Source organism: Mesorhizobium sp. M0626 (assembly GCF_040320665.1).
In the GTDB taxonomy this organism is placed as follows: domain Bacteria; phylum Pseudomonadota; class Alphaproteobacteria; order Rhizobiales; family Rhizobiaceae; genus Mesorhizobium.
The window spans coordinates 156,332-182,247 of the sequence record NZ_JAMYQD010000017.1 but is presented as its reverse complement, the minus strand read 5'-3'; the positions used below and the strand labels follow the sequence as shown (position 1 = coordinate 182,247).

The 25,916-nt window shown below is 63.0% G+C and carries 32 protein-coding genes; 16 read left to right on the top strand and 16 right to left on the bottom strand.

Features of this window, described 5'->3' with window-relative positions:
- The first annotated feature begins 42 nt into the window (after positions 1-42).
- The 4 genes from NKI37_RS22780 (at position 43) to dnaQ (ending at position 2,904) form a co-directional block, all read left to right on the top strand.
- Complete coding sequence (locus NKI37_RS22780; protein ID WP_023685039.1) at positions 43-642, top strand: Maf-like protein; 600 nt, start codon at positions 43-45, stop codon at positions 640-642.
- On the top strand, positions 635-1,462 hold the full coding sequence (locus NKI37_RS22775; RefSeq protein ID WP_023742017.1) for a shikimate dehydrogenase: 828 nt from the start codon (positions 635-637) through the stop codon (positions 1,460-1,462). Before NKI37_RS22780 ends, NKI37_RS22775 begins: the two co-directional genes overlap by 8 nt.
- Before the next feature lie 27 nt (positions 1,463-1,489).
- Positions 1,490-2,074, top strand: coding sequence for a dephospho-CoA kinase (gene coaE / locus NKI37_RS22770; protein ID WP_023751000.1), 585 nt, complete (start codon positions 1,490-1,492; stop codon positions 2,072-2,074).
- 125 nt (positions 2,075-2,199) lie between these two features.
- Positions 2,200-2,904 (top strand): DNA polymerase III subunit epsilon, encoded by a 705-nt coding sequence (gene dnaQ / locus NKI37_RS22765; protein WP_023672106.1) that lies wholly within the window; start codon positions 2,200-2,202, stop codon positions 2,902-2,904.
- 242 nt (positions 2,905-3,146) lie between these two features.
- Here dnaQ and secB read toward each other — a convergent pair whose 3' ends face one another.
- Entirely contained in the window at positions 3,147-3,647 is a 501-nt protein-coding gene (gene secB, locus NKI37_RS22760; protein WP_023672105.1) for a protein-export chaperone SecB, read from the bottom strand.
- A 139-nt stretch (positions 3,648-3,786) separates the two neighbouring features.
- On the bottom strand, positions 3,787-4,287 hold the full coding sequence (locus NKI37_RS22755) for an FxsA family protein (RefSeq protein ID WP_023687591.1): 501 nt from the start codon (positions 4,285-4,287) through the stop codon (positions 3,787-3,789).
- A 196-nt stretch (positions 4,288-4,483) separates the two neighbouring features.
- Between NKI37_RS22755 and NKI37_RS22750 the strand changes: the two genes are divergently transcribed.
- From NKI37_RS22750 to NKI37_RS22735, 4 genes are all read left to right on the top strand, one after another.
- A complete protein-coding gene (locus NKI37_RS22750; protein ID WP_023672103.1) occupies positions 4,484-5,188 on the top strand; it encodes a Tim44/TimA family putative adaptor protein in 705 nt (234 codons plus the stop codon).
- Positions 5,189-5,267: 79 nt separating this feature from the next.
- Entirely contained in the window at positions 5,268-6,368 is a 1,101-nt protein-coding gene (gene mltA / locus NKI37_RS22745) for a murein transglycosylase A (protein ID WP_023832972.1), read from the top strand.
- Positions 6,365-6,883: a Smr/MutS family protein gene (locus NKI37_RS22740; protein ID WP_023672101.1), complete on the top strand. Its 519-nt coding sequence runs from the start codon at positions 6,365-6,367 to the stop codon at positions 6,881-6,883. The genes mltA and NKI37_RS22740 overlap by 4 nt, the downstream gene beginning before the upstream one ends.
- Positions 6,883-7,251 carry a helix-turn-helix domain-containing protein gene (locus tag NKI37_RS22735; RefSeq protein ID WP_023672100.1) on the top strand — a complete coding sequence of 123 codons (369 nt, stop codon included), beginning with the start codon at positions 6,883-6,885 and terminating at the stop codon, positions 7,249-7,251. The genes NKI37_RS22740 and NKI37_RS22735 overlap by 1 nt, the downstream gene beginning before the upstream one ends.
- A gap of 95 nt (positions 7,252-7,346) precedes the next feature.
- Here NKI37_RS22735 and NKI37_RS22730 read toward each other — a convergent pair whose 3' ends face one another.
- From NKI37_RS22730 to NKI37_RS22715, 4 genes are all read right to left on the bottom strand, one after another.
- Positions 7,347-7,553, bottom strand: coding sequence for a hypothetical protein (locus NKI37_RS22730; RefSeq protein WP_023672099.1), 207 nt, complete (start codon positions 7,551-7,553; stop codon positions 7,347-7,349).
- 335 nt (positions 7,554-7,888) lie between these two features.
- Positions 7,889-8,506, bottom strand: coding sequence for a transglutaminase-like cysteine peptidase (locus NKI37_RS22725; RefSeq protein ID WP_023805854.1), 618 nt, complete (start codon positions 8,504-8,506; stop codon positions 7,889-7,891).
- Positions 8,507-8,698: 192 nt separating this feature from the next.
- Positions 8,699-9,976 (bottom strand): polyhydroxyalkanoate depolymerase, encoded by a 1,278-nt coding sequence (locus NKI37_RS22720; protein WP_023824080.1) that lies wholly within the window; start codon positions 9,974-9,976, stop codon positions 8,699-8,701.
- A gap of 252 nt (positions 9,977-10,228) precedes the next feature.
- Positions 10,229-10,588, bottom strand: a complete 360-nt coding sequence (locus NKI37_RS22715; RefSeq protein ID WP_023672096.1) for a septal ring lytic transglycosylase RlpA family protein — start codon at positions 10,586-10,588, stop codon at positions 10,229-10,231.
- 310 nt (positions 10,589-10,898) lie between these two features.
- Here NKI37_RS22715 and NKI37_RS22710 point away from each other — a divergent pair, with 310 nt between their 5' ends.
- On the top strand, positions 10,899-11,084 hold the full coding sequence (locus NKI37_RS22710) for a hypothetical protein (RefSeq protein WP_023686050.1): 186 nt from the start codon (positions 10,899-10,901) through the stop codon (positions 11,082-11,084).
- Between the two features lie 304 nt (positions 11,085-11,388).
- On the opposite strand, the gene NKI37_RS22705 is transcribed toward NKI37_RS22710, so the two are convergent.
- From NKI37_RS22705 to NKI37_RS22690, 4 genes are all read right to left on the bottom strand, one after another.
- Complete coding sequence (locus NKI37_RS22705) at positions 11,389-12,192, bottom strand: ATP-binding cassette domain-containing protein (RefSeq protein ID WP_352794561.1); 804 nt, start codon at positions 12,190-12,192, stop codon at positions 11,389-11,391.
- A gap of 7 nt (positions 12,193-12,199) precedes the next feature.
- Positions 12,200-12,976 (bottom strand): ABC transporter permease subunit, encoded by a 777-nt coding sequence (locus tag NKI37_RS22700; RefSeq protein ID WP_023706945.1) that lies wholly within the window; start codon positions 12,974-12,976, stop codon positions 12,200-12,202.
- Positions 12,973-14,142, bottom strand: coding sequence for an FMNH2-dependent alkanesulfonate monooxygenase (gene ssuD / locus NKI37_RS22695; RefSeq protein ID WP_027048692.1), 1,170 nt, complete (start codon positions 14,140-14,142; stop codon positions 12,973-12,975). Before ssuD ends, NKI37_RS22700 begins: the two co-directional genes overlap by 4 nt.
- Positions 14,143-14,215: 73 nt before the next feature.
- A complete protein-coding gene (locus tag NKI37_RS22690) occupies positions 14,216-15,169 on the bottom strand; it encodes a sulfonate ABC transporter substrate-binding protein (RefSeq protein WP_027048693.1) in 954 nt (317 codons plus the stop codon).
- Between the two features lie 283 nt (positions 15,170-15,452).
- On the opposite strand from NKI37_RS22690, the gene NKI37_RS22685 reads away from it, so the two are divergent.
- Entirely contained in the window at positions 15,453-15,740 is a 288-nt protein-coding gene (locus NKI37_RS22685; RefSeq protein ID WP_023710330.1) for a GIY-YIG nuclease family protein, read from the top strand.
- A 136-nt stretch (positions 15,741-15,876) separates the two neighbouring features.
- Here the strand turns inward: NKI37_RS22685 and NKI37_RS22680 are convergent, their stop codons facing one another.
- The 4 genes from NKI37_RS22680 to tauA all read right to left on the bottom strand — a co-directional run bounded on the left by NKI37_RS22680 (position 15,877) and on the right by tauA (position 18,964).
- Positions 15,877-16,059, bottom strand: a complete 183-nt coding sequence (locus tag NKI37_RS22680; protein WP_023672089.1) for a hypothetical protein — start codon at positions 16,057-16,059, stop codon at positions 15,877-15,879.
- 81 nt (positions 16,060-16,140) lie between these two features.
- Entirely contained in the window at positions 16,141-17,001 is an 861-nt protein-coding gene (locus NKI37_RS22675) for an ABC transporter permease subunit (RefSeq protein ID WP_352674833.1), read from the bottom strand.
- Complete coding sequence (locus tag NKI37_RS22670; protein ID WP_352514287.1) at positions 16,998-17,789, bottom strand: taurine ABC transporter ATP-binding protein; 792 nt, start codon at positions 17,787-17,789, stop codon at positions 16,998-17,000. The genes NKI37_RS22675 and NKI37_RS22670 overlap by 4 nt, the downstream gene beginning before the upstream one ends.
- A 161-nt stretch (positions 17,790-17,950) precedes the next feature.
- Positions 17,951-18,964, bottom strand: coding sequence for a taurine ABC transporter substrate-binding protein (gene tauA, locus NKI37_RS22665; protein WP_023710332.1), 1,014 nt, complete (start codon positions 18,962-18,964; stop codon positions 17,951-17,953).
- A gap of 231 nt (positions 18,965-19,195) precedes the next feature.
- On the opposite strand from tauA, the gene NKI37_RS22660 reads away from it, so the two are divergent.
- From NKI37_RS22660 to NKI37_RS22640, 5 genes are all read left to right on the top strand, one after another.
- Positions 19,196-19,357, top strand: a complete 162-nt coding sequence (locus tag NKI37_RS22660; protein ID WP_023740227.1) for a hypothetical protein — start codon at positions 19,196-19,198, stop codon at positions 19,355-19,357.
- A gap of 415 nt (positions 19,358-19,772) precedes the next feature.
- Positions 19,773-20,249, top strand: a complete 477-nt coding sequence (locus NKI37_RS22655) for an RrF2 family transcriptional regulator (RefSeq protein ID WP_023672084.1) — start codon at positions 19,773-19,775, stop codon at positions 20,247-20,249.
- 16 nt (positions 20,250-20,265) lie between these two features.
- Positions 20,266-21,633 carry an FAD/NAD(P)-binding protein gene (locus tag NKI37_RS22650; RefSeq protein WP_023698086.1) on the top strand — a complete coding sequence of 456 codons (1,368 nt, stop codon included), beginning with the start codon at positions 20,266-20,268 and terminating at the stop codon, positions 21,631-21,633.
- Between the two features lie 227 nt (positions 21,634-21,860).
- Complete coding sequence (locus NKI37_RS22645; RefSeq protein WP_023672082.1) at positions 21,861-23,294, top strand: pyridoxal-phosphate dependent enzyme; 1,434 nt, start codon at positions 21,861-21,863, stop codon at positions 23,292-23,294.
- The gene (locus NKI37_RS22640) at positions 23,291-24,472 is read left to right on the top strand and encodes a trans-sulfuration enzyme family protein (RefSeq protein ID WP_352791076.1); all 1,182 of its coding nucleotides are present in this window, start codon (positions 23,291-23,293) and stop codon (positions 24,470-24,472) included. The genes NKI37_RS22645 and NKI37_RS22640 overlap by 4 nt, the downstream gene beginning before the upstream one ends.
- Before the next feature lie 46 nt (positions 24,473-24,518).
- Here NKI37_RS22640 and NKI37_RS22635 read toward each other — a convergent pair whose 3' ends face one another.
- The gene (locus tag NKI37_RS22635; RefSeq protein WP_352791074.1) at positions 24,519-24,899 is read right to left on the bottom strand and encodes a hypothetical protein; all 381 of its coding nucleotides are present in this window, start codon (positions 24,897-24,899) and stop codon (positions 24,519-24,521) included.
- Entirely contained in the window at positions 24,899-25,444 is a 546-nt protein-coding gene (locus NKI37_RS22630; protein WP_352791072.1) for a hypothetical protein, read from the bottom strand. Before NKI37_RS22630 ends, NKI37_RS22635 begins: the two co-directional genes overlap by 1 nt.
- A 236-nt stretch (positions 25,445-25,680) precedes the next feature.
- Here NKI37_RS22630 and NKI37_RS22625 point away from each other — a divergent pair, with 236 nt between their 5' ends.
- Positions 25,681-25,854: a hypothetical protein gene (locus tag NKI37_RS22625; RefSeq protein ID WP_352791070.1), complete on the top strand. Its 174-nt coding sequence runs from the start codon at positions 25,681-25,683 to the stop codon at positions 25,852-25,854.
- Positions 25,855-25,916: the final 62 nt, after the last annotated feature.

Sequence of the window (25,916 nt, the reverse complement as noted above, 5' to 3'; positions counted from 1 at the left end):
CCTCCTGCCCCAATCAACCACTATCGACCAGGCCCAGAACCCATGACCGAAAAAATCATCCTTGCCTCCGGCAGCCCGTTCCGCAAAGCAATGCTCATCAATGCCGGGCTCGGCATCGAAGCGGTGCCTGCCGATGTCGACGAGCGTGCGCTCGAGGCGCCGTTGCAGGACAGCGGTGTGTCGCCGGAAGATGTCGCCCTGATACTCGCCGAAGCCAAGGCGACCGAGGTCAGCGAACGCAGACCGGGCGCCCTGGTGCTCGGCTGCGACCAGACTTTGTCACTGGGAGATGAAGTGTTCCACAAGCCGGCCGACATGGAAGGCGCCCGCCGCCATCTGTTGGCGCTGTCGGGCAAGACGCATCAGCTGAACAGCGCCGCCGTGCTCTGCCGCAACGGCAAGGTGCTGTGGCGCCATGTAGGCATCGCCAGCCTTACCATGCGCAAGCTCGATCCGGCCTTCGTCGGCCGGCACCTGGCCCGCGTCGGCGCCAAGGCGCTGTCGAGCGTCGGCGCCTACCAGATCGAGGGCGAAGGCATCCAGCTGTTCGAAAAGATCGAAGGCGATTATTTCACCATTGTCGGCCTGCCGCTGTTACCGGTGCTGGCGGAATTGCGTGCGCTCGGAGCCATCGATGGTTGAGAAAAAAGCTTTCGTCACCGGCCATCCGATCGCGCATTCGCGCTCGCCGAAGATCCACGGCTATTGGCTGAACACATACGGCATCGACGGCAGCTATCATGCGATCGATGTCGCGCCGGCCGATTTTCCCGAGTTCCTCTCTTCCCTCCAGGCCAATGGCTATCAGGGCGGCAACGTCACCATTCCACACAAGGAAGTCGCCTTTGCCCGGGTCGAGCGCCGCGACGAGGCGGCGGAGATGATCGGCGCGGTCAACATGCTGTGGCTGGACGACGGCGTGCTGTGGGGCGGCAATTCGGACTGGATCGGCTTTGCCGGCAATCTCGACGAGCATGCCCCGGGCTGGGAGAGAAACGCTCCGGCCGTGGTGCTCGGCGCCGGTGGCGCGTCGCGCGCGGTCATCCACGCGCTTAAAGTGCGCGGCATCAAAGATATCCGCATCGTCAACCGCACATTGGCGCGGGCGCAGGAACTCGCCGACCGCTTCGGGGCCGGCGTCTCGGCGCATGGCGCGGTCGGCGACTTGCTTGGCGATGCCGGCTTGCTGATCAACACGACGGCACTTGGCATGCATGGCGATGCGACGCTGGCCGCCGATCCGGCCGGCCTGCCAGCTCACGCCATTGTCGCAGACATCGTCTATGTGCCGCTGGAAACACCGCTGCTTGCCGCTGCCCGCGCGAGAAATTTGAAGACGGTCGACGGGCTCGGCATGCTGTTGCACCAGGCTGTGCCCGGTTTCGAACGCTGGTTCGGCAAGATGCCGCAGGTCACGCCTGAGTTGCGACAGATGATCGTCGCCGACATCCTCGCCAAATGATGGGTCGCAAATGATGGGCGCCAAATGATGATCGTGCTCGGCCTCACCGGGTCGATCGGCATGGGCAAGTCGACGACGGCGAAAATGTTCGTCGACGCCGGCGTGCCGGTGCATGATTCCGACGCGACCGTACATCGCCTCTATGCCGGCAAGGCAGCACCTCTCGTCGAGGCGGCCTTTCCCGGCACCGTGATTGCCGGTTCGGTCGATCGCACCGAGTTGGCGCGCCGCGTGCTCGGCAACGCTGCTGCGCTGAAGACATTGGAGGCGATCGTCCATCCGCTGGTGCGGGCCGATGCCGATGCCTTTCTGGCAAGGCACCGCGCCGCCGGCGCGCCGCTCGTCGTGCTCGACATTCCGCTGCTGTTCGAAACCGGCGGCCGCAACCGTGTCGACAAGGTCGTCGTCGTCACCGCGCCGGCCGATATCCAGCGCGCCCGCGTGCTGGCGCGTCCTGACATGAGTGAGGAAAAGCTGGCGGCAATCCTGGCCAAGCAGGTGCCCGACGCTGAAAAGCGCCGGCAGGCCGATTTCGTCATCGACACCGGCGAAGGCATGGACGCCGCCCGCACCGCGGTCGGCGCGATCATTGCCGAGCTCTCAGGGCGCTGAACTCGCCTGCTAACTCCTGGGGGATAAGTCGCGCCCATCAGGCTCCTGACGGCAGCCTGTCGGCATTGCCCATTGCCATTTTGTTCCGCTCCATGATTCTACTCCTCTAGGAGTGGGTTGATTCTATGCGTGAGATCATTTTCGATACCGAAACCACCGGACTCGACATGCGCGACGACCGCATCATCGAGCTTGGCGGCGTCGAGCTGGTCAACCGCTTCCCGACCGGCCGCACCTTCCACAAATTCATCAATCCGCAGGGGCGCGCCGTCCATGTCGAGGCGCAAGCCGTGCACGGCATCAGCGCCGCCGACCTCGTCGGCAAGCCGACCTTTGCCGAAATCGCCGAGGAATGGCTCGCCTTCACCGACGGCGCCAAGCTCGTCGCCCACAACGCCAATTTCGACATCGGCTTCCTCAACACGGAATTCGGGCGGCTCGGCCAGCCGGCCATAGACACCGGGCGCGTCGTCGACACGCTGGCGCTGGCGCGGCGCAAGCATCCGATGGGCCCCAATTCGCTCGACGCGCTCTGCCGCCGCTACGGCATCGACAACGGCCACCGCACCAAGCACGGCGCGCTGCTCGATTCCGAGCTCCTGGCCGAGGTCTACATCGAACTCATCGGCGGCAAGCAGGCCGCACTTGTCCTCGACGCGGTCGTGGTGCAGCTCAACAGCAATGGCGACGTTGCCGACATCGACATCTCGATCGCCGCCAGGCCAATCGCCCTGCCGCCGCGCCTGACTGAGGGCGAGCGAGCGGCGCATGCGGGGCTGGTGGCGACGCTGGGTGAAAAGGCGCTGTGGCTGAAGGTGGCGGCGGGGTGAACGGATCGCGGAGGTAGCGTTCCGTCACACCCCTCTCTGGCCTGCCGGCCATCTCCCCCTCAAGGGGGGAGATCAGCAGCTTCGCCGCTCCAGCCCATTCCTGCAACGTCTAAAGTTGGCGAAGGTCGCGATGAGGGGGAGATGCCTGGCAAGGCAGAGGGGGTGCTGTCCCGCCAGCATCTCAGTATACAAAAAGCCCGGCACGAAGCCGGGCTTTCAACTCATGCGCGTGACGCTTGCCTTCAGCTCACCTTGACCTTCGATGCCGCCTGGTCCTCGGCCAGCTTCTGCTGGAACATCTGGGCAAAATCGATCGGGTCGAGCATCAACGGCGGGAAGCCGCCATTGCGGGTGGCTTCGGCGATGATCTGGCGGGCGAACGGGAACAAAAGCCGCGGGCATTCGATGAACAGGATCGGCAGCATGTGCTCCTGCGGGAAGCCGGCGATGGCGAAGACGCCGCCATAGACCAGTTCGACATTGAACAGCACTTCCTGGTCGAAGGACGCCTTGGCGTTCAAGGTCAGATTGACGTCGAACTGCTTGTCGGAGAGCGGGTTGGCATTGACATTGACGTTGATCGCAATGCCTGGGGCCTTGTCGCGGCCGCGCAGCGAGTTCGGCGCGCCGGGGCTTTCGAAGGACAGGTCCTTCACATACTGGGCAAGCACGTTGAGCGAGGGCTGCGCCGTTTCGCCGTTGCCGTTGGCGGCGCCGACCGGCGCGTCATCTTTGCTGGCCATGAGCCTTGTTCCTTTTGCCTGGACAGCAGCGCTGACCGAATTGAAATCGGGCGTTGGCTAGCATGGTCGGCAAGACAAGACAAGGTTTGCCGCCTTCAGGCCGAAAGGGGTCAATAGTCAGTCGTTGGCAAGGTGACGTTCAGTCGTCCTTCAGGCGGCGCCACGGCGAGTTATGGTCGGGACCGCGCTTGAAATCGTCCTCGCGCGAATAGTCGCGGTCGTCGAGGTCGATGACCTTGTCACGCGACCTGCCGCGAAAACCGCCGGCGGTGAAATCGGTCGCGACGACGATGCGGCCCTTGAGCCTGCGCCAGGCAAGGTCGCGCACCGGCGGCAGGAACAGCAGCAGGCCGACAATATCGGTGATGAAGCCGGGGATGATCAACAGGATCGCGGCGACCACGATCATGGCGCCATGCGCGAGCTGGCGGCTGGGGTCGCCGCCGCCGGCCATCTCGGCGCGGACCCGCGCCATGACGCCAAAACCCTGGTGCCGGAGCAGAAGCACGCCGGCAATGCTTGAAGCCAGCACCAGACCGACCGTCGCCAGCGCCCCGACCTCGCGGCCGACAATGACGAAACCGGCGATTTCCAGCAGCGGCAGCGCAAGCAGGAACAGAGGAAGGAAGGAAATGCGCAAGTCTTGACCGATCGTTTCCATGTTTGCCGGGCGGCGCATAATCGCCGCTGGCACTGAGGCCATTAGATAGGTATGCCTGCCTTTGATTTGAATGATTGCGCCATGCGTTCTATATGCTTTGCATGTTTAACGCCATGCGACCGCCGCCCGATTGGCTGGCGGTCCCGGCCAGGTCAGGGATTGATTGGCGAAAGATATGGGATTCTTCGACTTCGGCACCATTTTCTTTCTGATTGCGGCGGTGGTGATCTTTTTCCAGCTGCGCAACGTGCTTGGCCGCCGCACGGGCAGCGAGCGCCCGCCCTTCGATCCGTACACGGCCAGCCGCACCGAGAAGGACGCGACCCAGAAGCCCGAAAATGTGGTTTCGCTGCCACGCAAGCGCATGCCGGGCGAGACGGCTGCCGAGACCTATGCGGCCATCGATGCCTTCGCCAAGCCCGACACCGACCTCAACAAGGGCCTGCGCGCGATCAAGGACAATGATCCCTCCTTCGACCCCAAAGTCTTCGTCGACGGCGCCAAGATGGCTTATGAGATGATCGTCATGGCCTATGCCGATGGCGACCGAAAAACGCTGAAGAACCTGTTGTCGCGCGAGGTTTTTGACGGCTTCGTTGCCGCGATTGGCGACCGCGAGGCGAAAGCCGAAAAGATCCAGTCCTCCTTCGTCGGCATCGACAAGGCCGACATCGTCTCGGCCGAGATGAAGGGCGGCGAGGCCCACATCACGCTGCGCATCGTGAGCGAACTGATTTCGGCGACCCGCGACAAGGCGGGTGCCGTCATCGACGGCGATCCCGAGACGGTGGCCGAGGTCAAGGATGTCTGGACCTTCGCCCGCGACACACGCTCGCGCGATCCGAACTGGAAGCTGGTCGCCACCGAGGAAGAAGACTGAGCCTATGCATGTCGCCCGGTGCGGGCAGCTTTTTTGGGATAGCGACATGCAGGCAAACATGGGCAGTGGCGAGGCTGAGGTGTCGCTCTCGCCGCTTTTCGTGGAAAAGTCCTTCGATGATCTTCCCGGTTGGAATTCCGATGACCATCTGCCCGCTTTCGAAGCCTTCCGCCGTTCGGCCTTTCATGTCCTGAACAAGCCCTACCGCACCGGTTCGTTGGGCGTACGGTTCGACGCGTTTGCCGGCGCTTATGACGAGGCGCGCACCGTTTCGCCGGCGAATCGGTCGGCGGCCAAGGCTTTTTTCGAGCGCCATTTCGCCCCAGTCCAGATTCGATCCGAAAACCCCGGCCTGGTCACCGGCTTCTACGAGCCGGAGGCCGAGGCCTCGCCGGTGCGCACGGATGAACTCACCGTGCCGCTTCTGGCGCGACCGGCCGACCTCGTCGACATCGATGACGCCAACCGCCCCAAGGGCATGGACGACTACCTGGCCTTCGCCCGCGACACGCCGCAGGGCCCGGTTGAATATTTCAACCGCGGTGAGATCGAGAGAGGCGCGCTGGCCGGCCAAGGCCTGGAAATCGCTTGGCTTGCCGACAAGGTCGACGTCTTCTTCATCCATGTGCAAGGTGCGGCCAGGCTGAAGATGACCGACGGCCGGCTTTGCCGCGTCACCTACGCCGCCAAATCCGGCCAACGTTTCAGCGGTCCGGGGAAGATTCTCGCCGAACTCGGCGAAATCCCACTGGAAAAAGTGACGATGCAGTCTATCCGCGCCTGGTTCAGGGCGCATCCGGATCGCGTCGACGAGATCTTCTGGCAGAACCGCTCCTACATCTTCTTTCGCGAAGCCGATGTCGACGATGCCGCACTCGGTCCTGTCGCCGCCGCCAAGGTGCCGTTGACGCCGGGCCGTTCGCTCGCGGTCGACCGGCTGCTGCACACATTCGGTACCCCCTTCTACATCGACGCTCCGTCGCTGACCGCCTTCGACGGAAAACCGTTCCGGCGGCTGATGATTGCGCAGGACACCGGCTCGGCCATCATCGGACCGGCGCGGGGCGATCTGTTCGCCGGCTCCGGCGATGCGGCCGGCGAGATCGCCGGCGTCGTTCGCAATGCGGCCGATTTCTATGCCTTGGTTCCAGGCGCTCTCGTTTCGGGGAGGAATCGATGAGCAAGCGCCCCGATAAACTCAACGAAGACGATCGGGTGCTGTGGAACCTGGTGGCGCGCACCGCCCGACCGCTGAAGGGCCGGACCGCGGTCGAGATTCCCGACATCGTCGTCGACCCCAAGCCGGCACAGACGCCGGTCGCTGTCGGTCCGGTCCTCGCCGCCAAGCCGAAGGCGCAGCATGTATCGCACGCGCTGGACGAGCCGACATTGGACAAGCTGAAGAAGGGCCGGCTGCCGATCGAAGGCCGCGTCGATCTGCATGGCATGACCCAGGACGAGGCCTATTCGCTGCTGTTTTCGTTCCTGCACCGGGCCCATGCCGGCGGCATCCGCTATGTCCTCGTCATTACGGGAAAAGGGTCGTCGTCGGGCGGCGACGGCGTCTTGCGGCGCGCCGTGCCTGCCTGGCTGTCGACGCCTGCCTTCCGGCCGCTGGTCTCCAGCCACGATCACGCCGCCCGCAACCACGGCGGTTCGGGCGCGCTCTACGTTCGACTCAGGCGAACCCGCTGATGACGCCGTTCGGCGAAAAACTGCGGGCGCTTCGAGCCGAGCGCGGCTTGCGCCAGAAGGACATGGCGCAGGCGATCGGAGTCAGCGCCGCCTATTTGTCGGCGCTGGAACATGGCCGCCGCGGCGCGCCGACCTGGACGCTGATCCAGAAGATCATCGGCTATTTCAACGTCATCTGGGACGATGCCGAAGAGCTGGCGCGTCTGGCCGAGGCCTCACATCCGCGGGTGAGACTCGATACGTCCGGCCTCAGTCCTGCCGCCACCGAGTTGGCCAATCTCCTGGCCGAAAACATCGAGAAGCTGGACGAAGCCGAGCTTGCCCGCATCACCGGCTCGATCCGGGCCGCACTGGAGCGGCGTAAGTAGGGCGGCGCCAAGGCCACGAATGCTCATCAATAGCGCCGGCATTTCATCCTGAAGGCGATGCCCGCCGGCCGTTAGCCAGCGGGCATATAGCGAGATTACTTCGCGCCGGCCTGGCCGCCACGGCCGCCAGTGCTGTCATGATCGCCGCCGCGACCGCCACCCAGGCAGTCCGAGGTGAGATCGCAACAGCGATTGCCCCACTGGTTGTTCTTGGCGCAGCCGGTCTGGTCGGCCATAGCGGATCCGGCCAGGGACGATACCGCGATGGCGGCGAGGAAAGCATTACGCAGGAAAGCAGTCATTTGAAGTCTCCATGGTTGGGTTTCTGTTTACGGCTGTGTGTCGCCGCTGGAGACGGTTTGGTTCACGCAGGTAGCGAAATTTTTTGAGGAGGCGTTTCGAGAGATAAGATTTCGAGGGCAGCGCTGCCCTCATCCGCCTGCCGGCGACTATTTTGCAACGTTGACGATTGGCGAAATCACCGATGGCAGCATCTTTCTCCCCGTCATATACGGGGAGAAATGCCCGGCAGGGCAATGAGGGGCAGCGCCGACTTGCGGTTATCTCGTGAAAGTTATTAGCCGCGGGCTTCCGACGAAGCTGTTCGCAGCGACGCGCTCACATGCATCGTCCTTATTTACTGAACCGCGCCGACCAGCACCTGCTGGCCGCCGCGGATCGAGACCCAGCGGCCGGTGTTGTCGATGGCCTGCCGCTTGAGGAAGCGATAGCCGGTGGCGTCCCAGATCTTCACCTTGTCGGTCAGATTGTCGAGGACGTAGTCGCCCTTGTCGGTGCGCACCGTCAGCACGGCATGGCCTTCGCCGTCCGGCTTGCGCACGACGGTGATCAAGAGATCGGCCAGCGACACGCCAGAGCGCGAGAGCTGGCGGCGCTTTTCCAGCACATAGTCTTCGCAATCGCCGACGCCCTTGTCGGGATAGGCCCAGACCTCGTCCTTGCCATAGATGTCGTAGTCGCTCATCGGCTTTACGGCGGCGTTGACCCTTGACGTCACGTTGATCAGCTTGCGCATGAAGGCGTCGGTCATCGCGGCGGGGTTGAGGTTGCTCGGCCGGATCGAGCATTCGCCGGGCTGGGTTTTACAGAAATCATAGTGGCCGATCGGCTGCGAGGTCATGCCGCCCGTCGCCATGGCGCCGCCTGCAAGTGCCGGCACTGCCCCGCACGCAGAGATCGCCAGCCCTGCTGCCGCCCACAAGCGCAGCGTCCGTGCTATCGGTGAGGAAGTCATTGTCCCCGTTCGCCCTTGTTGTTAACGAAAGGTTAAAGGGGATTTACACTCCGTGTCAATTATCGGGGGAGCCAGATTCTTCGGCATGGTTACCCGCGCCCGCCCAACAGCGTCTATTGTGCAACAGAACGCCTGTGGCGCGCAAAATCGCCCCGCTGCTGCGGGCAATGCACTCTGCAGCCGGATCGAGCCTCAGCTTTTGGCGGAGCGGACCAGCTTGGGTTTCACCGCTACGCGTGTTTGGCGGCCGTAGCTTGTGATGAAATCGACGATGCGCGGAACGATTTCCGAGCGGAATCGCGACCCGTTGAAGACGCCGTAATGGCCGACGGCCGGCTGCATGTAATGCGCATGCCGGTCAGCCGGGATGTTGGGGCAGAGATCATGCGCGGCCTGGGTCTGGCCGAGGCCGGAAATGTCGTCGTTCTCGCCTTCGACCGTGAACAGCGCGACATTGCGGATCGCCTTGGTGTCGACCACCTCGCCGCGATGCGTCATCTCGCCCTTGGGCAGCGCATGGCGCACGAACACCGTGTCGACGGTCTGCAGATAGAATTCCGCCGTCAGGTCCATCACCGCCAGATATTCGTCGTAGAAATCGCGGTGCTTCTCGGCACTGTCGCCGTCATGCTTGACCAGGTGCATGAAGAAGTCCTTGTGGGCGGTGATGTGCCGGTCGAGGTTCATGCTCATGAAGCCCGACAGCTGCAGGAAGCCCGGATAGACTTCGCGGCCGAAGCCCGGCACCGGCCAGGGCGCGTGCATGATGACGTTGTCGCGGAACCAGTCGATGCCCTTTTCCTTGGCCAGAAGATTGACCGCGGTCGGATTGCGGCGGGTGTCGATCGGCCCGCCCATCAAGGTCATGGTCGAGGGCACGAAGGGATCGCCGCGCTTTTCCATCAGCGCCACCGCTGCCAGCACCGGCACCGAAGGCTGGCACACCGCCATCACATGGGTGTCCGGCCCCAGCGCATGCAGCATGTCGATGATGTAGTCGATATAATCGTCGAGGTCGAAATGGCCGTCGGTCACCGGTACCATGCGGGCATCGACCCAGTCGGTGATGTGCACGTCGGCATAGGGCAGCATCGCCTCGACCGTGCCGCGCAGCAGCGTCGCATAATGGCCCGACATCGGCGCCACAATGAGAAGCTTGGGGTCGGCCTTTCGCCCGGCGGGCACCGACCGCTCGAAGCGGGTAAGATTGCAGAACGGCTTCGACCACACCGTCTTTTCGCTGACCTCGACGCTCTTCCAGTCGACCACGGTCTTGCTCAGGCCGAAATGCGGCTTGCTGTAGCGGCGCGTCGTGCGCTCGAACAGTTCGGCGGTGGCGGCGACCGAGCGGCCCCACGGCGTATGCGAAAACGGATTGAGCGGGTTGGTGTAGAACAGCCGCACTGCATCAGCATAAAGCCGCGCGGGCTGCAGGGCGGCATGGTTCATTTCATAGAGCTGGTAGAACATCAGGTACTCCGCAGCTGCCGTGACCGAAGGGACGACGGACAGCGCCGAGCCTTGAATGTCTCGCGCGGAGGTTAACAAGATATTGCTGCGATGCAATACGTCACGTGGCGTGACATATGCCAATCTTTCGTCCAAGGCCTTGAGAAACCGCGTTGGGCGGGTGCAGCCGGCTCAATGTGCACTGCAAAATGCAAGGCTGTTGGACGACGGGGCAGGATGTGTCCGGCCCGATCGGGCCGGACTTGGACAGATCTAGACGCGCGCCATGCACACCGAGGTATGGCCGGAGCCGATGAAGCCGAGTTGGCCGGCGGCGCCCTTGGACAGATCGAGCACGCGCCCTTTGATGAACGGGCCGCGGTCGTTGATGCGCACGATGACGCTGCGGCCATTATTCTGGTTGGTCACTTTCAACTTGGTGCCGAAAGGCAGGCTGCGGTGCGCGGCGGTCAGCGCCGACGGGTTCATGCGTTCGCCATTGGCGGTCCTGGAATGCAGTGCGTACCAGGAGGCGCGGCCGCACTGGCCAGCGGCGGAGGAGGCGGATGCACCGACCATCAGGCCAGCCGCGATCGTTACCGCGACAAGCGCGGTCTGGTTTGTTTTCTTCATGTTGGGGGGATTGGCTCCGTTTTCGACAGACCCCAGCCGTTAAGTGTCGAATAAGGCAGGAAATGCGGCAAGCATCGGGCAGTTCCGTGGCACCGGCACACGTTTGGAGTCGCTGGGAAACAGTTTGTCAGGCATCTTTCGTGTGGCGCGGCCGTATCGCCGGCGATATTGCGAGCTGTTTCACAGATTCCGTGAGCAAGGCAGGACGTTATAGTACAAGTAGAAGAGAGCGCGATTGGGCGCCGTCCTTTCGCTCTGTCATCACGGTCATGGCGCAGTTGACGATCGACTTCGGAAAGGAATCTTGGCGATGAGACTGTTCAGATATCTGCTGGCGCTGATCGTACTGGCCATCGGCGCGCTGTGGTCGCTGCAAGGCATTGGCGTGGTCGGCGGCAGCTTCATGACCGGCCAGTCGCAATGGCTCTATATCGGCATCGTGACCATGCTGGTCGGTTTCGCCGGGCTGGTATGGGCGAGCCGTTCGCCGGGGTGAGTTGCGACGAAAAATCGACCCACACAGATCGACCCCACTCCGTCGAGCTTCGCTCGACACCTCTCCCCCGAAGGCGCGAGCCTTGCAGGGGCGCGAACTTATGCGGCCTGGCTCCCTTCCTCTCCCTCCGGAGGGGGGAGAGGTGGCGCCGCGAAGCGGTGACGGAGTGGGGGAAGGCGCTGGTCAAACCCGCAGTCGCAAACAGGGCCAACCCGGCGAGCAAGAAAACAGCCACCCCATATTGCCGGTCCATTCTGTTACCTATCTATCCGGTTCGGATAGAATGCCCTGCCCGCGATAGGCTCTACCCGAACAGCTGATCCAGAATCCTGCCCTCCAGCCTGGCAAGCTCGACCGAACCGCGCCGGCGCGGCCGCGCCACCGACACGTCGAGATCGAGCGCGATGCGGCCCTCGTCGATCACCACTACCCGGTCGGCGAGCGCAACCGCCTCGGCGACGTCATGCGTGACCAGCACGGCGGTGAATTTTTGCTCCAGCCAGATGCGTTCCAGAAGCTGCTGCATTTCGATGCGGGTCAGCGCATCGAGCGCGCCGAGCGGCTCGTCGAGCGCCAGGATCCGAGGCTGGCCGATCAGGGCGCGCGCCAGCGCCACGCGCTGCTTCTGGCCGACCGACAGCTCCGAGGGCCATTCGTCGGCGCGGTCGGCGAGGACGACTTCACCCAGGATGGCGAGCGCGCGCCGCCTGGCTTCCGCACCGGTGGCAAGCCCGGTCAGCCCGACCTCGACGTTTTTCACCACGCTGGCCCAGGGCAACAGCCGCGGCTCCTGGAACATGAAGCGGCTCTCTTCCCCGGCGCCGGCCTTGGCTTCCGGCCCGAATGTCAGCGATCCTGCCGTCGGCCGGTCGAGCCCGGCCAGCAGCCGCAAAAGCGTGCTCTTGCCGCAGCCGCTCTTGCCGATGACGGCAACGAACTGCCCGACCGGCACGTCGAGATCGATGCCGTCGAGCACGACCTTGTCGCCAAAGCGCTTTTCCACGCCCTTGAAGGCAAAGGCGCGCTGCCTGTCGACGGCCTCCTCCGGCCGTGACGGTTCCGGCGCGGCGACGAAGGAACGGATGGCGGTCAGGCTGGCGGTTGGCATCGAACCCTCAGGCGTTCTGGAAGGCGGGATGCCAGCCGAGCGACAGCCGCTCGAGCAGGCGGGCGAAGCTGTCGGCAAGCTTGCCGAGCAGCGCATAGATCAGGATCGACAGCACGACGACATCGATCAGCAGGAATTCGCGTGCCTGCATGGCCATGTAGCCGAGGCCGGAACTGGCCGAGATGGTTTCGGCAACGATCAGCGTCAGCCACATGATGCCTAAGGCATAGCGCAGGCCGACGAAGATCGCCGGCAGCGCGCCGGGCAGGATCACCTGAAAAAACAACGCGCGGCGGTCCATGCCGTAGACCCGGCCCATCTCGACCAGATGCGGGTCGACGCTCTGGATGCCGAGCAGCGTGTTGACGTAGATCGGGAAGAACACGCCGAGCGCCACCAGGAACAGTTTTGCTTCCTCGTCGATGCCGAACCACAGGATGACCAGCGGGATCAGCGCCAGATGCGGGATGTTGCGGATCATCTGTAGCGTCGTGTCGGTCAGGCCGCGGCTGAGCGCCGACAGCCCGTTGGCAAGGCCGAGTGCAAAGCCGATCGAGCCGCCGATGGCAAAGCCGGCCAGCGCGCGCAGCGTGCTGACGCCGATGTTCTGTATCAGCTCGCCCGACAGCGTCAGCCGCCAGAAGGCCTCGGCCACCGCGCTCGGCGCCGGCAGCACATTGGCCGGCATCACGCCGGCGCGGCTGGCGGCTTCCCAGCCAATTATGACCAACGCCGGCAGCAGCCAGCCGATGCCGTTCTGTTTGACCCGTTGAGCCAGGCTCATGACGACGCCTGAAGGCGGTTGGCGCCGTGGAACCCGACGGCGAATTCATTGGCGATGTGCTCATGCGCCCGTGCCCGCCTGGTGCCCAGGCCGAGACGCGGGAACAGAAGCTCGGCGACGCGGTAGGCTTCCTCGAGATGCGGGTAGCCGGAGCCGATGATGGTGTCGATGCCGATCGCCTGATACTCGCGGATGCGCTCGACGATCTGCTCGGGCGAGCCGACCAAAGCTGTGCCGGCGCCGCCGCGCACCAGGCCGACGCCGGCCCACAGATTGGGCGAAACCACCAGCCTGTCGCGGCGGCCGCCATGCAGTTCGGCCATGCGCCGCTGTCCCACAGAGTCCATCTCCCTGGTGAAGCGGGCCTGGGCATTTTCGATCTGGGCATCGGTGACGTGGCTGATCAGCCGGTCGGCGGCGCGCCAGGCCTCTTCCTCGGTCTCGCGCACGATGAAATGCAGCCTGATGCCGAAACGCAGTTTGCGGCCGCGCCGTTCGGCTTTCTTGCGCGCAGCACTGAGCTTCTCGGCCACCTGTGCCGGCGGTTCGCCCCAGGTCAGGTACATGTCTACCAGATCGGCGGCGAGCTCCTGGCCCGCATCCGACGAGCCGCCGAAATAGAGCGGCGGCCGCTCCTGGCTCGGCAACAGGTCGAGGCGGCCATTGTCGACGCGGTAATATTTGCCGTTGAAATTGACGCTTTGGCCCGACACCAGCGCGCGCCAGATGGTCAGAAACTCCTGCGCCTGGGCATAGCGCTCGTCATGCGGCAGGAAGACACCGTCGCCGGCAAGCTCGGTCGGGTTGCCGCCGACCACGACGTTGAGCAGCAGGCGGCCATTGCTCAGCCGGTCGAGCGCCGCGGTCTGGCGCGCCGCGAAGGTCGGCAGCGTCACGCCGGGCCGCAGCGCCACCAGGAATTTGAGCTTTTCGGTCAGCGCCGCTAGTCCGGAAGCGGTGATCCAGGAATCCTCGCAATTCTGCCCGGTCGGCAGCAGCACGCCGGGAAAGCCGAGCCGGTCGACGGCTTGCGCGATCTCCTTGAAATAGGCGAATTCAGGCGGGCGCTGCTGCTGCTCGGAGCCGAGATAGGAGCCGTCGCCATGCGTCGGAATGAACCAGAAGAAATCGAGCGGCCCGGCTTGCGGATTGGCTGGAGCGGTCATGGCGAAATCCCAAGGTTGAAGGCAGAAACGGCAAAGGCGCCGGACGTTTCCGCCCGGCGCCGCATGAGAAAAATCAATTGCCCGGTGCGGTCCACACGGCGTCGGAGATCCGCACCGCATTCGGAATCAGCTTGAGCTTGTAGAAGCGGTCGGCGGTCGCCTGCTGGCCGGCGATGATCTCGTCGGTGATTGGGAAGATGCCGAATTTGGTGCGGTTGGCGGCGATGGTCTGTGCATCGAGTGGCACGCCGGTCACCTCATGCAGGGCGGCGGCCACCTTGTCGCGGTTCGCGTCCGCCCATTTCGCCGCCACGCCGAGCGCCGATATCGTCGTGGTGATCGTCTCCGGATGCGCCTTGGCGAAATCCTTGTTGGCGAGGAAATAGGTGTTCACCTTGAGCACCTCGCTGGAGCGCGCCAGTACGCGCGGCTGGTAGCGTGTCTCGGCGATGGCGTAGAACGGATCCCAGACAGCCCAGGCATCGATCTGGTTGCTGGCGAAAGCCGCCGCAGCATCGGCCGGGCTGAGATAGACCGGGGTGATCTGGTCGAAGGGGATGTTTGCTTTTTCGAGTGCCGCGACCAGCAGATTGTGCGCGCTGGTGCCTTTGCCGACGCCGATGCGCTTTCCCTTGAGGTCGGCGAGCGACTGGATCGGCGATGCCGGCTTGACGAAGATCGCTTCGCCGTCGCCATTGGCCGGCAGTGCCGCCGCATAGACGATGTTGGCGCCGGCCGACTGGCCGAAGATTGGCGGTGCGTCGCCGGTCCAGCCGACATCGATGGCGCCGACATTGAGCGCCTCGACCAGCGGCGGGCCGGCGGTGAATTCGACCCATTTCACCGCGACACCCTTGTCGCTCAGCGCCTTCTCGATGACCTGCTGCTGCCGGGCGATGACCGGCAGGCCGGTCTTCTGATAGCCGATGTTGAGCTGCTTCAGCTCCTGCGCCGAGGCACTGAGCGAGGCAGCAATGCCCGCCGCCAAAAGGCCAAGGCCGAAAACGCGTCTGGTCAGGCTGAACATGATCCCTCTTCCTTCGCTGCGAACCGGCGCCGGGAAGGGCTCCCTGCCGTGGATGAGAGACAAGGCTAGGTAGGTCTATAAATTTAGTAGAGAAACGATTTTGCGAGTTGGCTGCTTGACGTGGAAATATTTTCTTCAGAACCCAGCGCTCGTCATCCTAGGGCGAAGCAAGGAGCGAAGCGACGCGGCGCAGACCCTAGGATCCATGCCGTGACGTTTGCCGTAGAGTGGAACGGATCAGAATGTCGCTTGTGCGCGAACCGAGGCTCGATACCCTGAAACCATGACCGGCTACGTCTACATGACTGCAAGCCAAAAACGCGGCACGATCTACATCGGCGTCACCAACGATCTCGCCCGCCGCATGCCTGAACACAAATCCGGCCAGGGCGCAGGCTTCACCAGCCGCTACGGTGTTCAACGGCTGGTCTGGTATGAGGAATTCTTCGACATCACCGATGCCATTCAACGCGAGAAGTCGCTGAAGCGATGGCCGAGACAGTGGAAGATCGAACTGATAGAGAAGGCCAATCCGGAGTGGTTTGAGCTGTTTCGCGGAACCGGGTGGTAGGCGCCCGGTTTGTTGCTCCCCTGGAGCGTAGCATCAGCGTCTCGGCATGGATCCTAGGGTCTGCGCCGCGTCGCTTCGCTCCTTGCTTCGCCCTAGGATGACGAAATCGCGAAGGCTGGCGCTAATCACCATCACCTCACTGCGACCAATACTGCCAGGCCCAGTAAAATCCCTCGTCGCGTGGCGGCAGGCGGTCGCGTTCGGCGTCGAGTTGCACCGGGGCCGGCGATTTCGGTTGCGGCTGCGACGACGAGTTCTCCCGCCAGGCGAGCAGCCAGTTGCCGAGATGGGCGAACAGCACCGCGGTGGACTGGGTCATGACATCACTCCTTCTGTTCCAGGGTCGGCGGTCGCCGTGCTGCGAAGGGAAGCAGCCGGTCAAACCGGCAGAAACTTGTTGTCATTCCTTTCCCGCCCACGGAACCAGCTGACGCTCGATCAGGCGGATGATGAATTCCAGCACGAAGGCTATTGTCGCGATCACCACTATTCCCATCACCACGACATCGGTGACCAGGAACTGGGCGGCCGACTGGATCATGAAGCCGAGGCCGCGCGTTGCCGCCACCAGCTCGGCTGCAACCAGCGTCGACCAGCCGGCGCCGAGCGCGATGCGCAGGCCGGTGAGGATCGACGGCAGCGCGCTGGGCAGGATGACATGGCGCACCACTTGGCGCTGCGTCGCACCAAGCGAACGGGCCGCATCGATGCGCTCCTTTGAGACACCGCGCACGCCCGAGGCCGTCGACAGCGCCACCGGCGCCAGCATGGCAATGGCGATCACCAGGATCTTTGACGGTTCGCCGATACCGAACCAGATGATGACCAGCGGCAGATAGGCGAGCGGCGGGATCGGCCGCAAAAATTCGAGCAAGGGATCGAAGATGCCGCGCCCGACCGTCGAAATGCCGATAGCCAGCCCAACCGGAACGCCGATGACGATGGCCGCGAGCAGCGCCGCGAACACGCGGCCGAGGCTGGCGACGATATGCTGGAGCAAAGTCGCGTCGACGAAGCCGTCCTTGATCACCACGATGAACTTGGTCCACACGGCGGCGGGCGACGGCAAGAACACCGGCGACACCAGTTGCAGGCGCGCAGACAGCGCCCATGCCGCCAGCACGACCAGGATGGTGACGGCGCTGATCGCCCGCGAGGAAACCCTGCGCCGCTTCCGCACCGGCCGCGACCACGGCACCGAAATGGCATCGGCCTCGCCGGTCCCGGTGGCCGGCCGCTCGCTGTAGGAGGTGACGCTCATGCCGCCTCTCCTTCGAAGATCGCATCGGTCAGCTCGCCGCGCGCCGTGGCAAAGACTGGATCGGCCTTGATGGCGCGGATCGGCTCGCCTGCGGCATAGCGCCGGCTGAAACCGGTCTCGAATGTCCGCACCACGCGGCCCGGTCCGGGCGCCAAAATGACGATGCTTGTGGCCAGCACCAGCGCCTCCTCGATGCCGTGCGTGACCATCAGCACGCCGACCCGGCTTGCGGTCCACAGGTCGAGCAGTGTCGTCTGCATGCGCTCGCGCGTCAGCGCATCGAGTGCGCCGAGCGGTTCGTCGAGCAGCAGGAATTCCGGCTCGGCCGCGAGCGCTCGGGCGAGGCCGACGCGCTGGCGCATGCCGCCGGACAATTCCCAGATGCGTTTGTCGCCGACGCCGTCAAGCTTGACCAGCGCCAGCAACTGGTCGGCGCGGCGCGCCCGCTCGGCTTGCGGCACGCCGCGCAGCCTGAGCGCAAAGGCGACGTTTTCACGGGCCGTCAGCCAGGGAAACAGCGCATCGTTCTGGAACACGACCGCCCGGTCGGAGCCTGGGCCGGTGATCGGCCGGCCGCCGATCGTGGCGACCCCGCGCGCAGGCTCGACCAGGCCGGCGGCGACATTGAGCAGCGAGGTCTTGCCGCAGCCGGAGCGGCCGACCAGCACGACGAAATCGCCCTTGGCGACATCGATGGAAACTCGGTCGACCGCCGGCGCTGCCTGGCCGTCATAGTGAACCGAGACCTTGTCGAGTACGAGATGCGGGTGGAGTACGAGATGCGGCATGAAAAGGGGCTCCGGAAGAAAATCAGCCTGCCCCGGCCCTCGTTGAGCGGATCCGGGACAGGCAGCACGCGGCGTCAGGGAAGAGGAAACCGCGCGTGTTCAGAGCAATTCCAGGAAAAGTGTGAAGCGGTTTTCCGTCCGGAATTGCGTAAAACTGAAGATCAGTTCGAGGCCAGAGCCTCGGTCACGTATTTCGACGACACGTATTTCGAATAGTCGGGCAGCACGGCGTCGATCTTGCCCTGCTCCTTGAGGAAGGCCGAAGCTGCCTCGATCGCCTTGACCGTGCCGCCGCCGAGGAATTTGTCGGAAGCCTGCTCTTCCAATGTCGGGAAGACGTAACCCTTGAGGAGCTGCGGCACCTCTTCCAGTTTGGCGCCGGTGATCTTGGCGATCTTGGCCGCTTCCGGCGACGAAACCGACCATGCCTCGGGCTTGGCCAGGAACTGGGCATAGGATTCGCCGGTCACCTTGACGAAATCGCGCACGGCGTCCGGGTTCTTTTCGGCGAAGTCGGTGCGCACGATCCAGGCGTCGAAGGTCGGCGCGCCCCAGGCGGCAACCTGCGAGGAATCCAGCACCACCTTGCCTGTCGTCTTGATCTGGCCGAGCGCCGGATCCCAGACATAGGCCGCGTCTATGTCGCCGCGAGCGAACGCGGCGGCTATTTCCGGTGGCCTGAGATTAAGGATTTCGACCGACTTCGGGTCGACGTTTTCGTGCTTCAGCGCGGCAAGCAGGCTGTAATGCGTGGTCGACACGAACGGCACCGCCACCTTCTTGCCGGCGAGGTCGGCGATCTTCTCGATGCCGGATCCATTGCGGGCGACCAGCGCCTCGGACTGGCCGATCAGGCCGACGACAAAGATGGTCTGGATCGGCAGTTCGCGGCTGGCGGCCGCGGCCAGCGGACTCGAGCCGACATAGCCGATATCGACCGAACCGGATGCGACGGCGGCGATGACATCGGCGCCGGAATCGAATTTGCGCCAGTCGATCGTGGCCTTGGTCGCCTTTTCATAGGCGCCGTCGGCCTGCGCTACTTTGGAAGGTTCGACCACCGTCTGGTAGCCGATGGTGATGTTGAGGTCCTGCGCCTGGGCCGGGCCGAGGAAGGCCGCACCCGCCAAAGCTGCCGACGACAGGAGGACAATGCGTCGCGAAATGCTGGACATGAAAGGCTCCATGAAAAATGAGAAAAACCGGATGCCTGTTCATAGTCAGCTAATTCTATCATTCTTGTAGAGTTAAATCGTTCCAAGGAAAAAGCACTTGTTAGAAAAAAACCAACGGCTGATGCGGGCGCGGTGACCGGCCCGTGTCGGACCGTGCACAAACGCAAACGGCGCCCCCAAGGTGCTGAAGAGTTGGTGGTCCTGCCAACCCTCCTACGGAAGAGGCCTGATTTGGTGCTCGGCGCGCCGCTTGCGGCCTGCCGCAGGATCGATGTCGAGCCGTTGAGCCTCACCGACTTCCGCAGCGACGGCCACCGCTGGATGCTGCGCTCAAGCGGCGTGCCGGTGGCCGCCAAGGCCGCCCGGTCTCAGAGCGACAACGCGGCGTCCTGATATCGGGCGCAGGGCGGCGCCCGAGCTGTCGGGAGTCATGTTTCGCCGATCCGCGGGCTGCGACCCAAAATTCCCGGCAAAGCCCCAAATGGCGCAAATCCATGCTGTAAAAGACGGTTGATTTGAAAACACGTTCCGCGTGTTCGAGGGTAAGTATAGTAATCTTATCGACATTGGGAGCAGGAGCCGCCGCTCATCGCCGCAATCGCTCGCGGCTGGCTGTGACCTTAACGGCACAAAGCTTGCCAAAGTGGCCCCTGCGGCGTGAAAACGAAGCAAAATCAAGGTTTCTCGGCTTGTATATCATATCAGTAGAATTTATGTGTCGAAGCAGCTTGCACGCGGCGGGGAGGCACGTCAGGCGTTTCGCAACCGATGGTTTGGGGCCATCGCCTGACAGAGAAACATTCGGTCTATGCTCACCAAAAAAGGCAAGTACGGCCTCAAGGCGCTGGTCCATCTGGCGCATCTGCCGGTGGGACAGCTCGCCTTCGTCGGCGACATCGCCAGCGGCAACAACATTCCGAAGAAATTCCTCGACGCCATTCTGGGCGAATTGCGCAATGCCGGTTTCGTCCAGAGCCGCAAGGGCAAGGATGGCGGCTATCGGTTGGCGCGCCCGGCCGACGAGATCAAGGTCGGCCATGTCGTGCGCGTGCTCGACGGACCGCTGGCGCCCATCCCCTGCGCCAGCCGCACCCAGTATCAGCGCTGTGAAGACTGCAATGAGGCGACATGCCAAGTCCGACATCTGATGCTCGAGGTCCGGCAGGCGATCGCCGAGGTGCTCGACCAGCGCACGCTGGCCGAGATGCGCGACATCGTCCTCGACGACCTTCCGGTCGCGAGGGACATCGACGAGCTTGCGCCGGCGCAAAAGGTCCCCGCCTGATCCTGAGCGTGCTCGCATGAGCGTCGCGCGCGCCAATTCGATCATCCCCAGCTCGATCATCATCGTCGGCGGCGGTGCCAGCGGCGTCGTGCTGGCCGCGCATCTGCTCAAATCGGCCAATCCGGACCTGCGCGTTACGCTGATCGAAAAGCGTCCGCATTTCGGTCAGGGCATCGCCTATTCGACGCTTTTGTCGGCGCACGTGCTGAACGTCAGTGCTGCCGGCATGAGCGCCTATGCCGACGATCCCCTGAATTTCTGGCGCTGGTTGCAGGGGCGCGGCCTGATAAGCCAGGAACAGACGCCGCAGACACCCTTCTATGCGCCGCGCAGCGTCTATGCCCGCTACCTCAAGGAAGTGCTCGACGAGCTCGAAGCGCGCGAAAAGGAAACCGGCCGTCTCAGGCTGATTCGCGAGGAAAGCCTGTCGATCTCGCCGACATCGTCCGGCGTCGAAGTTGTGCTGGCCAACGGCACCAGCGTCGTCGCGCATCTGGCGGTGCTTGCCACCGGCCATGACGAGCAGCCCGGCGCCGGCCAGGGCCACGCCATCCGCATGGGCACCGAGGCCGACACCGCGCTCGATCCTGAAGCCCGCGTGCTGGTGCTGGGCACCGGGCTCAGCATGGTCGATGCCTTCCTGTCGCTCGAGCAGCGCGGCCATCGCGGCGAGATCGTCGCCGTATCGCGGCGCGGGCTGCTGCCGTCGCCGCACCGCAAGGGCAACCCGATCAAGCTCGACGTCGCCGACATTCCGCTCGGCACGCAGCTCTCCTATTTCGTCGGCTGGTTCCGCGACCTGATCCGAGAAAACCAGAAGGCCGGCATCGACTGGCGCGACGTCGTCGATGGGCTGCGACCCTTCAACCAGAAGATCTGGCAGAACTGGCCGTCCTCGGCCAAGCGCCGCTTCGTCGAGCACACCAAGGCCTGGTGGGACATCCATCGCCATCGGCTGGCGCCCGAGGTGCATGCCCGCGTCACCGAGGCGGTGCGCACCGGCCGCATCCGCCCGGTCGCCGGCCGTGTCGTCGGCATCGAGGCCGGCGATGGATTCACCGTCGGCATCCAGTCCCGCCACACAAAGGCGCTGGAAACGCTGCAGGTCGCCCGCATCTATGATTGCACCGGCATCGCCCGCGATATCTCGACGACGTCGAACAGCGTCGTGCGCTCGCTGGTCGACCGCGGCCTGGCGCGGCCCGACCCGCTGCGGCTTGGTCTCGATGTCACAGCCAAATGCGAAATCATCGCCGGCGACGGCACCGCATCGGCCAAGATCCTCGCCGTCGGGCCGCTGACCCGCGGCACCTTCTTCGAGATCGACGCCATCCCCGATATCCGAGTCCAGTGTGCGCGGCTGAGCAAGCAGCTGCTGGGGTAAAGCTGTTGACGTCGGCGGGATAGCACGCCCCTCAGAGGGGGGTGGGAAGGATCGCTACGGAGGGTGTTGGGCTTGAGTCCAAAGCCGGCCTAAAACTGGAATTCCATTCCCCCTCTCGCCGGTTGATTGGCACGATCTACCTTCTTTCCGACTGCAAACGGCCGGAAAAGAAGCTACGCTGCCGCTCTGCCCCCGAGGCGGTCGCTTGTTCAAGGGAGCACATCGATATGAGCGAGCACGGAAAAGCTGCGCCAGGCAGTTCGGACGGCGCGTTATCCCGCCTGCGTCCGCCCTACGCCTCGGTGCTCGACCTCATCGGCCAGACGCCGGTGGTCGAACTGACCAAATTCGACACCGGCAAGTGCCGGCTGTTCATCAAGCTCGAAAGCCAGAATCCAGGCGGCTCGATCAAGGACCGCATTGCGCTGTCTATGATTTCCGCGGCCGAGAAGGAAGGCAAGCTCAAGCGCGGCGGCACCATCGTCGAGGCGACCGCCGGGAATACCGGCCTCGGCCTCGCCCAGGTCGGCATCCCCAAGGGCTACCGCATCATCCTCGTCGTGCCCGACAAGATGTCGCGCGAAAAGATCCAGCATCTGCGCGCGCTCGGCGCCGAAGTGCGCATGACGCGCTCCGATGTCGGCAAGGGCCATGCCGAATATTACCAGGACATGGCCGAGAAGATCGCATCGGAAACGCCCGGCGCCTTCTACGCCAACCAGTTCGCCAACCCGGCCAACCCCGAGGCGCATGAGACCACCACCGGACCGGAAATCCTTGCCCAGCTTGATGGCGACCTCGACGCCGTGGTCGTCGGCGTCGGCTCCGGCGGTACGCTGACCGGGCTTGGCCGCTACTTCGCCAGAACATCGCCGAAGACCGAAATGGTGCTGGCCGATCCCGTCGGATCGGTGCTGGCGCCGCTGATCAAGACCGGCAAGATGGAAGAGGCCGGCAGCTGGACCGTCGAAGGCATCGGCGAGGATTTTGTGCCGCCCAATGCCGATCTGTCGCTGGTCAGGAAAGCCTATTCCATCCCAGACAAGCAGAGCATGCTGGCCGTGCGGGACCTGCTTTCGAAGGAAGGCATTCTCGCCGGCTCGTCTTCCGGCACGCTGCTGTCGGCCGCGCTTCGCTATTGCCGCGAGCAGACGACAGCAAAACGCGTCGTCACCTTCGTCTGCGACAGCGGCAACAAATACCTGTCCAAGGTGTTCGACGATTTCTGGCTGGCCGAGCAGGGGCTGGCCGAACAGGAACAGCATGGCGATCTGCGCGACCTTGTCGTGCGCTCGCACCGCACCGGCGACACCGTCTATGTCGGCCCCGACGAAAGCCTGCTCAACGCCTATGGCCGCATGCGCCGCTCCGATGTCTCGCAGCTGCCGGTGCTGGACAACGGCAAGCTGGTCGGCATTATCGATGAGGGCGATATATTGGCCAAGGTCGACGGCCCCTATGACGGCCGCTGGGACCGCTTCAACGCTCCGGTGTGCACCGCCATGACCTCCAATCTGCACACGCTGCAGGCCAGCCAGACGCTGGATGCGCTGCTGCCGGTGTTCGACCGCAACGAGGTCGCCATCATCTTCGATGGCGACGAGTTCGTCGGCCTGATAACCCGTATCGACCTGATCAACCATTTAAGGCGCGCACGATGACTGCTGAAACTCCCCCATCGGGCAAGAACCGCCTGGCTTTTTCCACGCGCACCATCCATGGCGGCCAGAGCCATGACCCGCTGACCGGCGCGGTGATGGTGCCGATCTACGCGACCTCGACCTATGGCCAGCAGTCGCCCGGCGTGCACAAGGGGTTTGAGTATGCCCGCAGCCAAAACCCGACCCGCTTTGCCTTCGAGCGCGCGGTGGCCGATCTCGAAAGCGGCTCGGCCGCCTTTGCATTCGCTTCCGGCCTGGCGGCGATCTCGACCGTGCTCGAGCTGCTCGACAGCGGCGCCCATATCGTTGCAACCGACGACATCTATGGCGGCTCGTTCCGGCTGATGGAGCGGGTGCGCAGGCGCTCGGCCAATCTGCAGGTGAGTTTTGTGGACTTCACCGATCTGGCGGCGGTGGAAGCAGCGATTCGCCCGGAGACAAAACTGCTCTGGGTCGAAACTCCGACCAATCCGCTGCTGCGTATCGTCGACCTCGAAGGCGTTGCGGCACTCGCCAGGCGCAAAGGGGTTTTGACGGTCGCCGACAACACGTTCTGCAGCCCCTACATCCAGCGGCCGCTTGAACTCGGCATCGACATCGTCGTCCACTCGACGACGAAATATCTCAACGGCCATTCCGACATGGTCGGCGGCGTCGCCATCGTCGGCGACAACAAGGATCTAGCGGCCCAGCTGAAATTCCTGCAGAACGCCATCGGCGCCATCTCCGGTCCCTTCGACAGTTTTCTCGCGCTGCGCGGCATCAAGACACTGGCGCTCAGGATGGAGCGGCATTCCACGAACGGCCTGAAGATTGCGCAGTGGCTGGAGGCGCGAAAAGATGTGCGCCGCGTCGTCTATCCCGGCCTGGCCAGCCATCCGCAGCACGCCATCGCCGTCCAACAGATGCATGCTTTCGGTGGGATGATCTCGGTCGACCTCGACCGCGACCTCGCCGGCACCAAACGCTTCCTCGAACGGACGCAACTGTTCACGCTGGCTGAAAGCCTCGGCGGCGTCGAAAGCCTGATCGAACACCCGGCGCTGATGACGCACGGCTCGATCCCGGCGGAAAAGCGCGCGGAAATCGGGATATCGGATTCGCTGGTGCGGCTATCGGCGGGGATTGAAGATGGCGATGATCTGATCGCGGATCTGGAGCAGGCGTTGAAGGGGTAGGCACACTAAGCTATCGCTCGTTGACAGATAGCGATCTGTCAGCCGGCTATTCTCCTGAACCGAGAAGATCCTTTAAGGCACCCTCTCTATAGGCAAAATTATCTTCGACAACAGAGTAGAGGTTGGAAACAATATTAAGGTCAGGTGCGCTAGCAATTCTTACGAACCCGAGGTCGTGACCACGTTTATAAATTTCAAACGAAAATCCACTCGTCCAATACCACTCGCTTTCGTCGACATAGTCTTTTTTACGTGTCGACTTTACGACATACCTAAAATCTTTCAGCGTTGCGACGTACGCTCTATCAACTTCTGTCCAAACATCTTCCTCGTATTCCTCCGTCAAATTCCAGGAAACCTCTTCCTTGGAAGTGAGTTCTATCAATTTTGTGATGGCTTTTATCCAGTCATCATTATGGTAAGACATTATCTAGCCTCTTGTTCTTTTATATAGGTATCTATTTCTTCAGATATCTCACTGAGTGTTCGAAATAGATTCCAATATGAGGTCTCATAATTCGCCCGCATGTCTTTATTCACAGAGCTATTAATCCAGTCAACTAGTATCCTATAATCATTTTCAGCCTTGTCGATTACCTTTGCCATTCCGTGACCTCTGATTCGGCGAATAGATCGCAAGAAAACAGAAATCTGCGCCATAAAGCTTTCAGACCTAAGTTCTGCGCCATTTTTTCCGGCTGATTTTGCCATCGCGCTGGTAATCCTGGTTAAACTATTACGGATTTCCGGGAATCTGGCTTTGGCAAAGTATCGCGTCGACAGTCGATTTACTTCAAATGCGGCATATGACGAAAACAGAACACCGAGATAACTCAATACAACGCCAGAAGTAGTCCAGTTATCTGCTGTGCTCGGTGTATGCCCGCCTGGAATGAACGAGGCGCCGAGAAGCCAACCGCCGACAACTAATAGCAAGGGTAGCAAGGCCGCGATTATCAGGATAATGCCCATTGCCCCTCCCAAGGACCGAAAACATTGGCGATGAGACTACATAAAGCATAGTTAGGTAAAGGACAAAATAGAAACTCGGCCTTCCTGAACGCCAGTGTCTTGGCACTATCTGCCATACGGTCCCAGGCTTTGCTGACCTCCCCGCCTCAAAATCTGCCCGTTAACACACTCAGCAGCCTTTGCTTAACCCTTCGCCGCTATGTCCCGCCTGGGGAGGCATGGCGAGAGTGAGTGTGATGGACAACAGCCCGGAAAAGCGCAGCGAATGGCGCGCCATTTTTTATGTGCAGGCCCGCGTGGCCATCCTGTTCGTCCCGGTCGTCGCCAGTCTTCTGATCATTGCCGCTCTTGCCGGCAACGACCACAGTCCCGAGACCCTCGACCGCACGGTTACTGGCTCCATAAAATAAACAGGGCTTCTTGTGCAGAAGGACACCTATCTCCCATAAGGGCGGGGCAATCGCGTAGGACA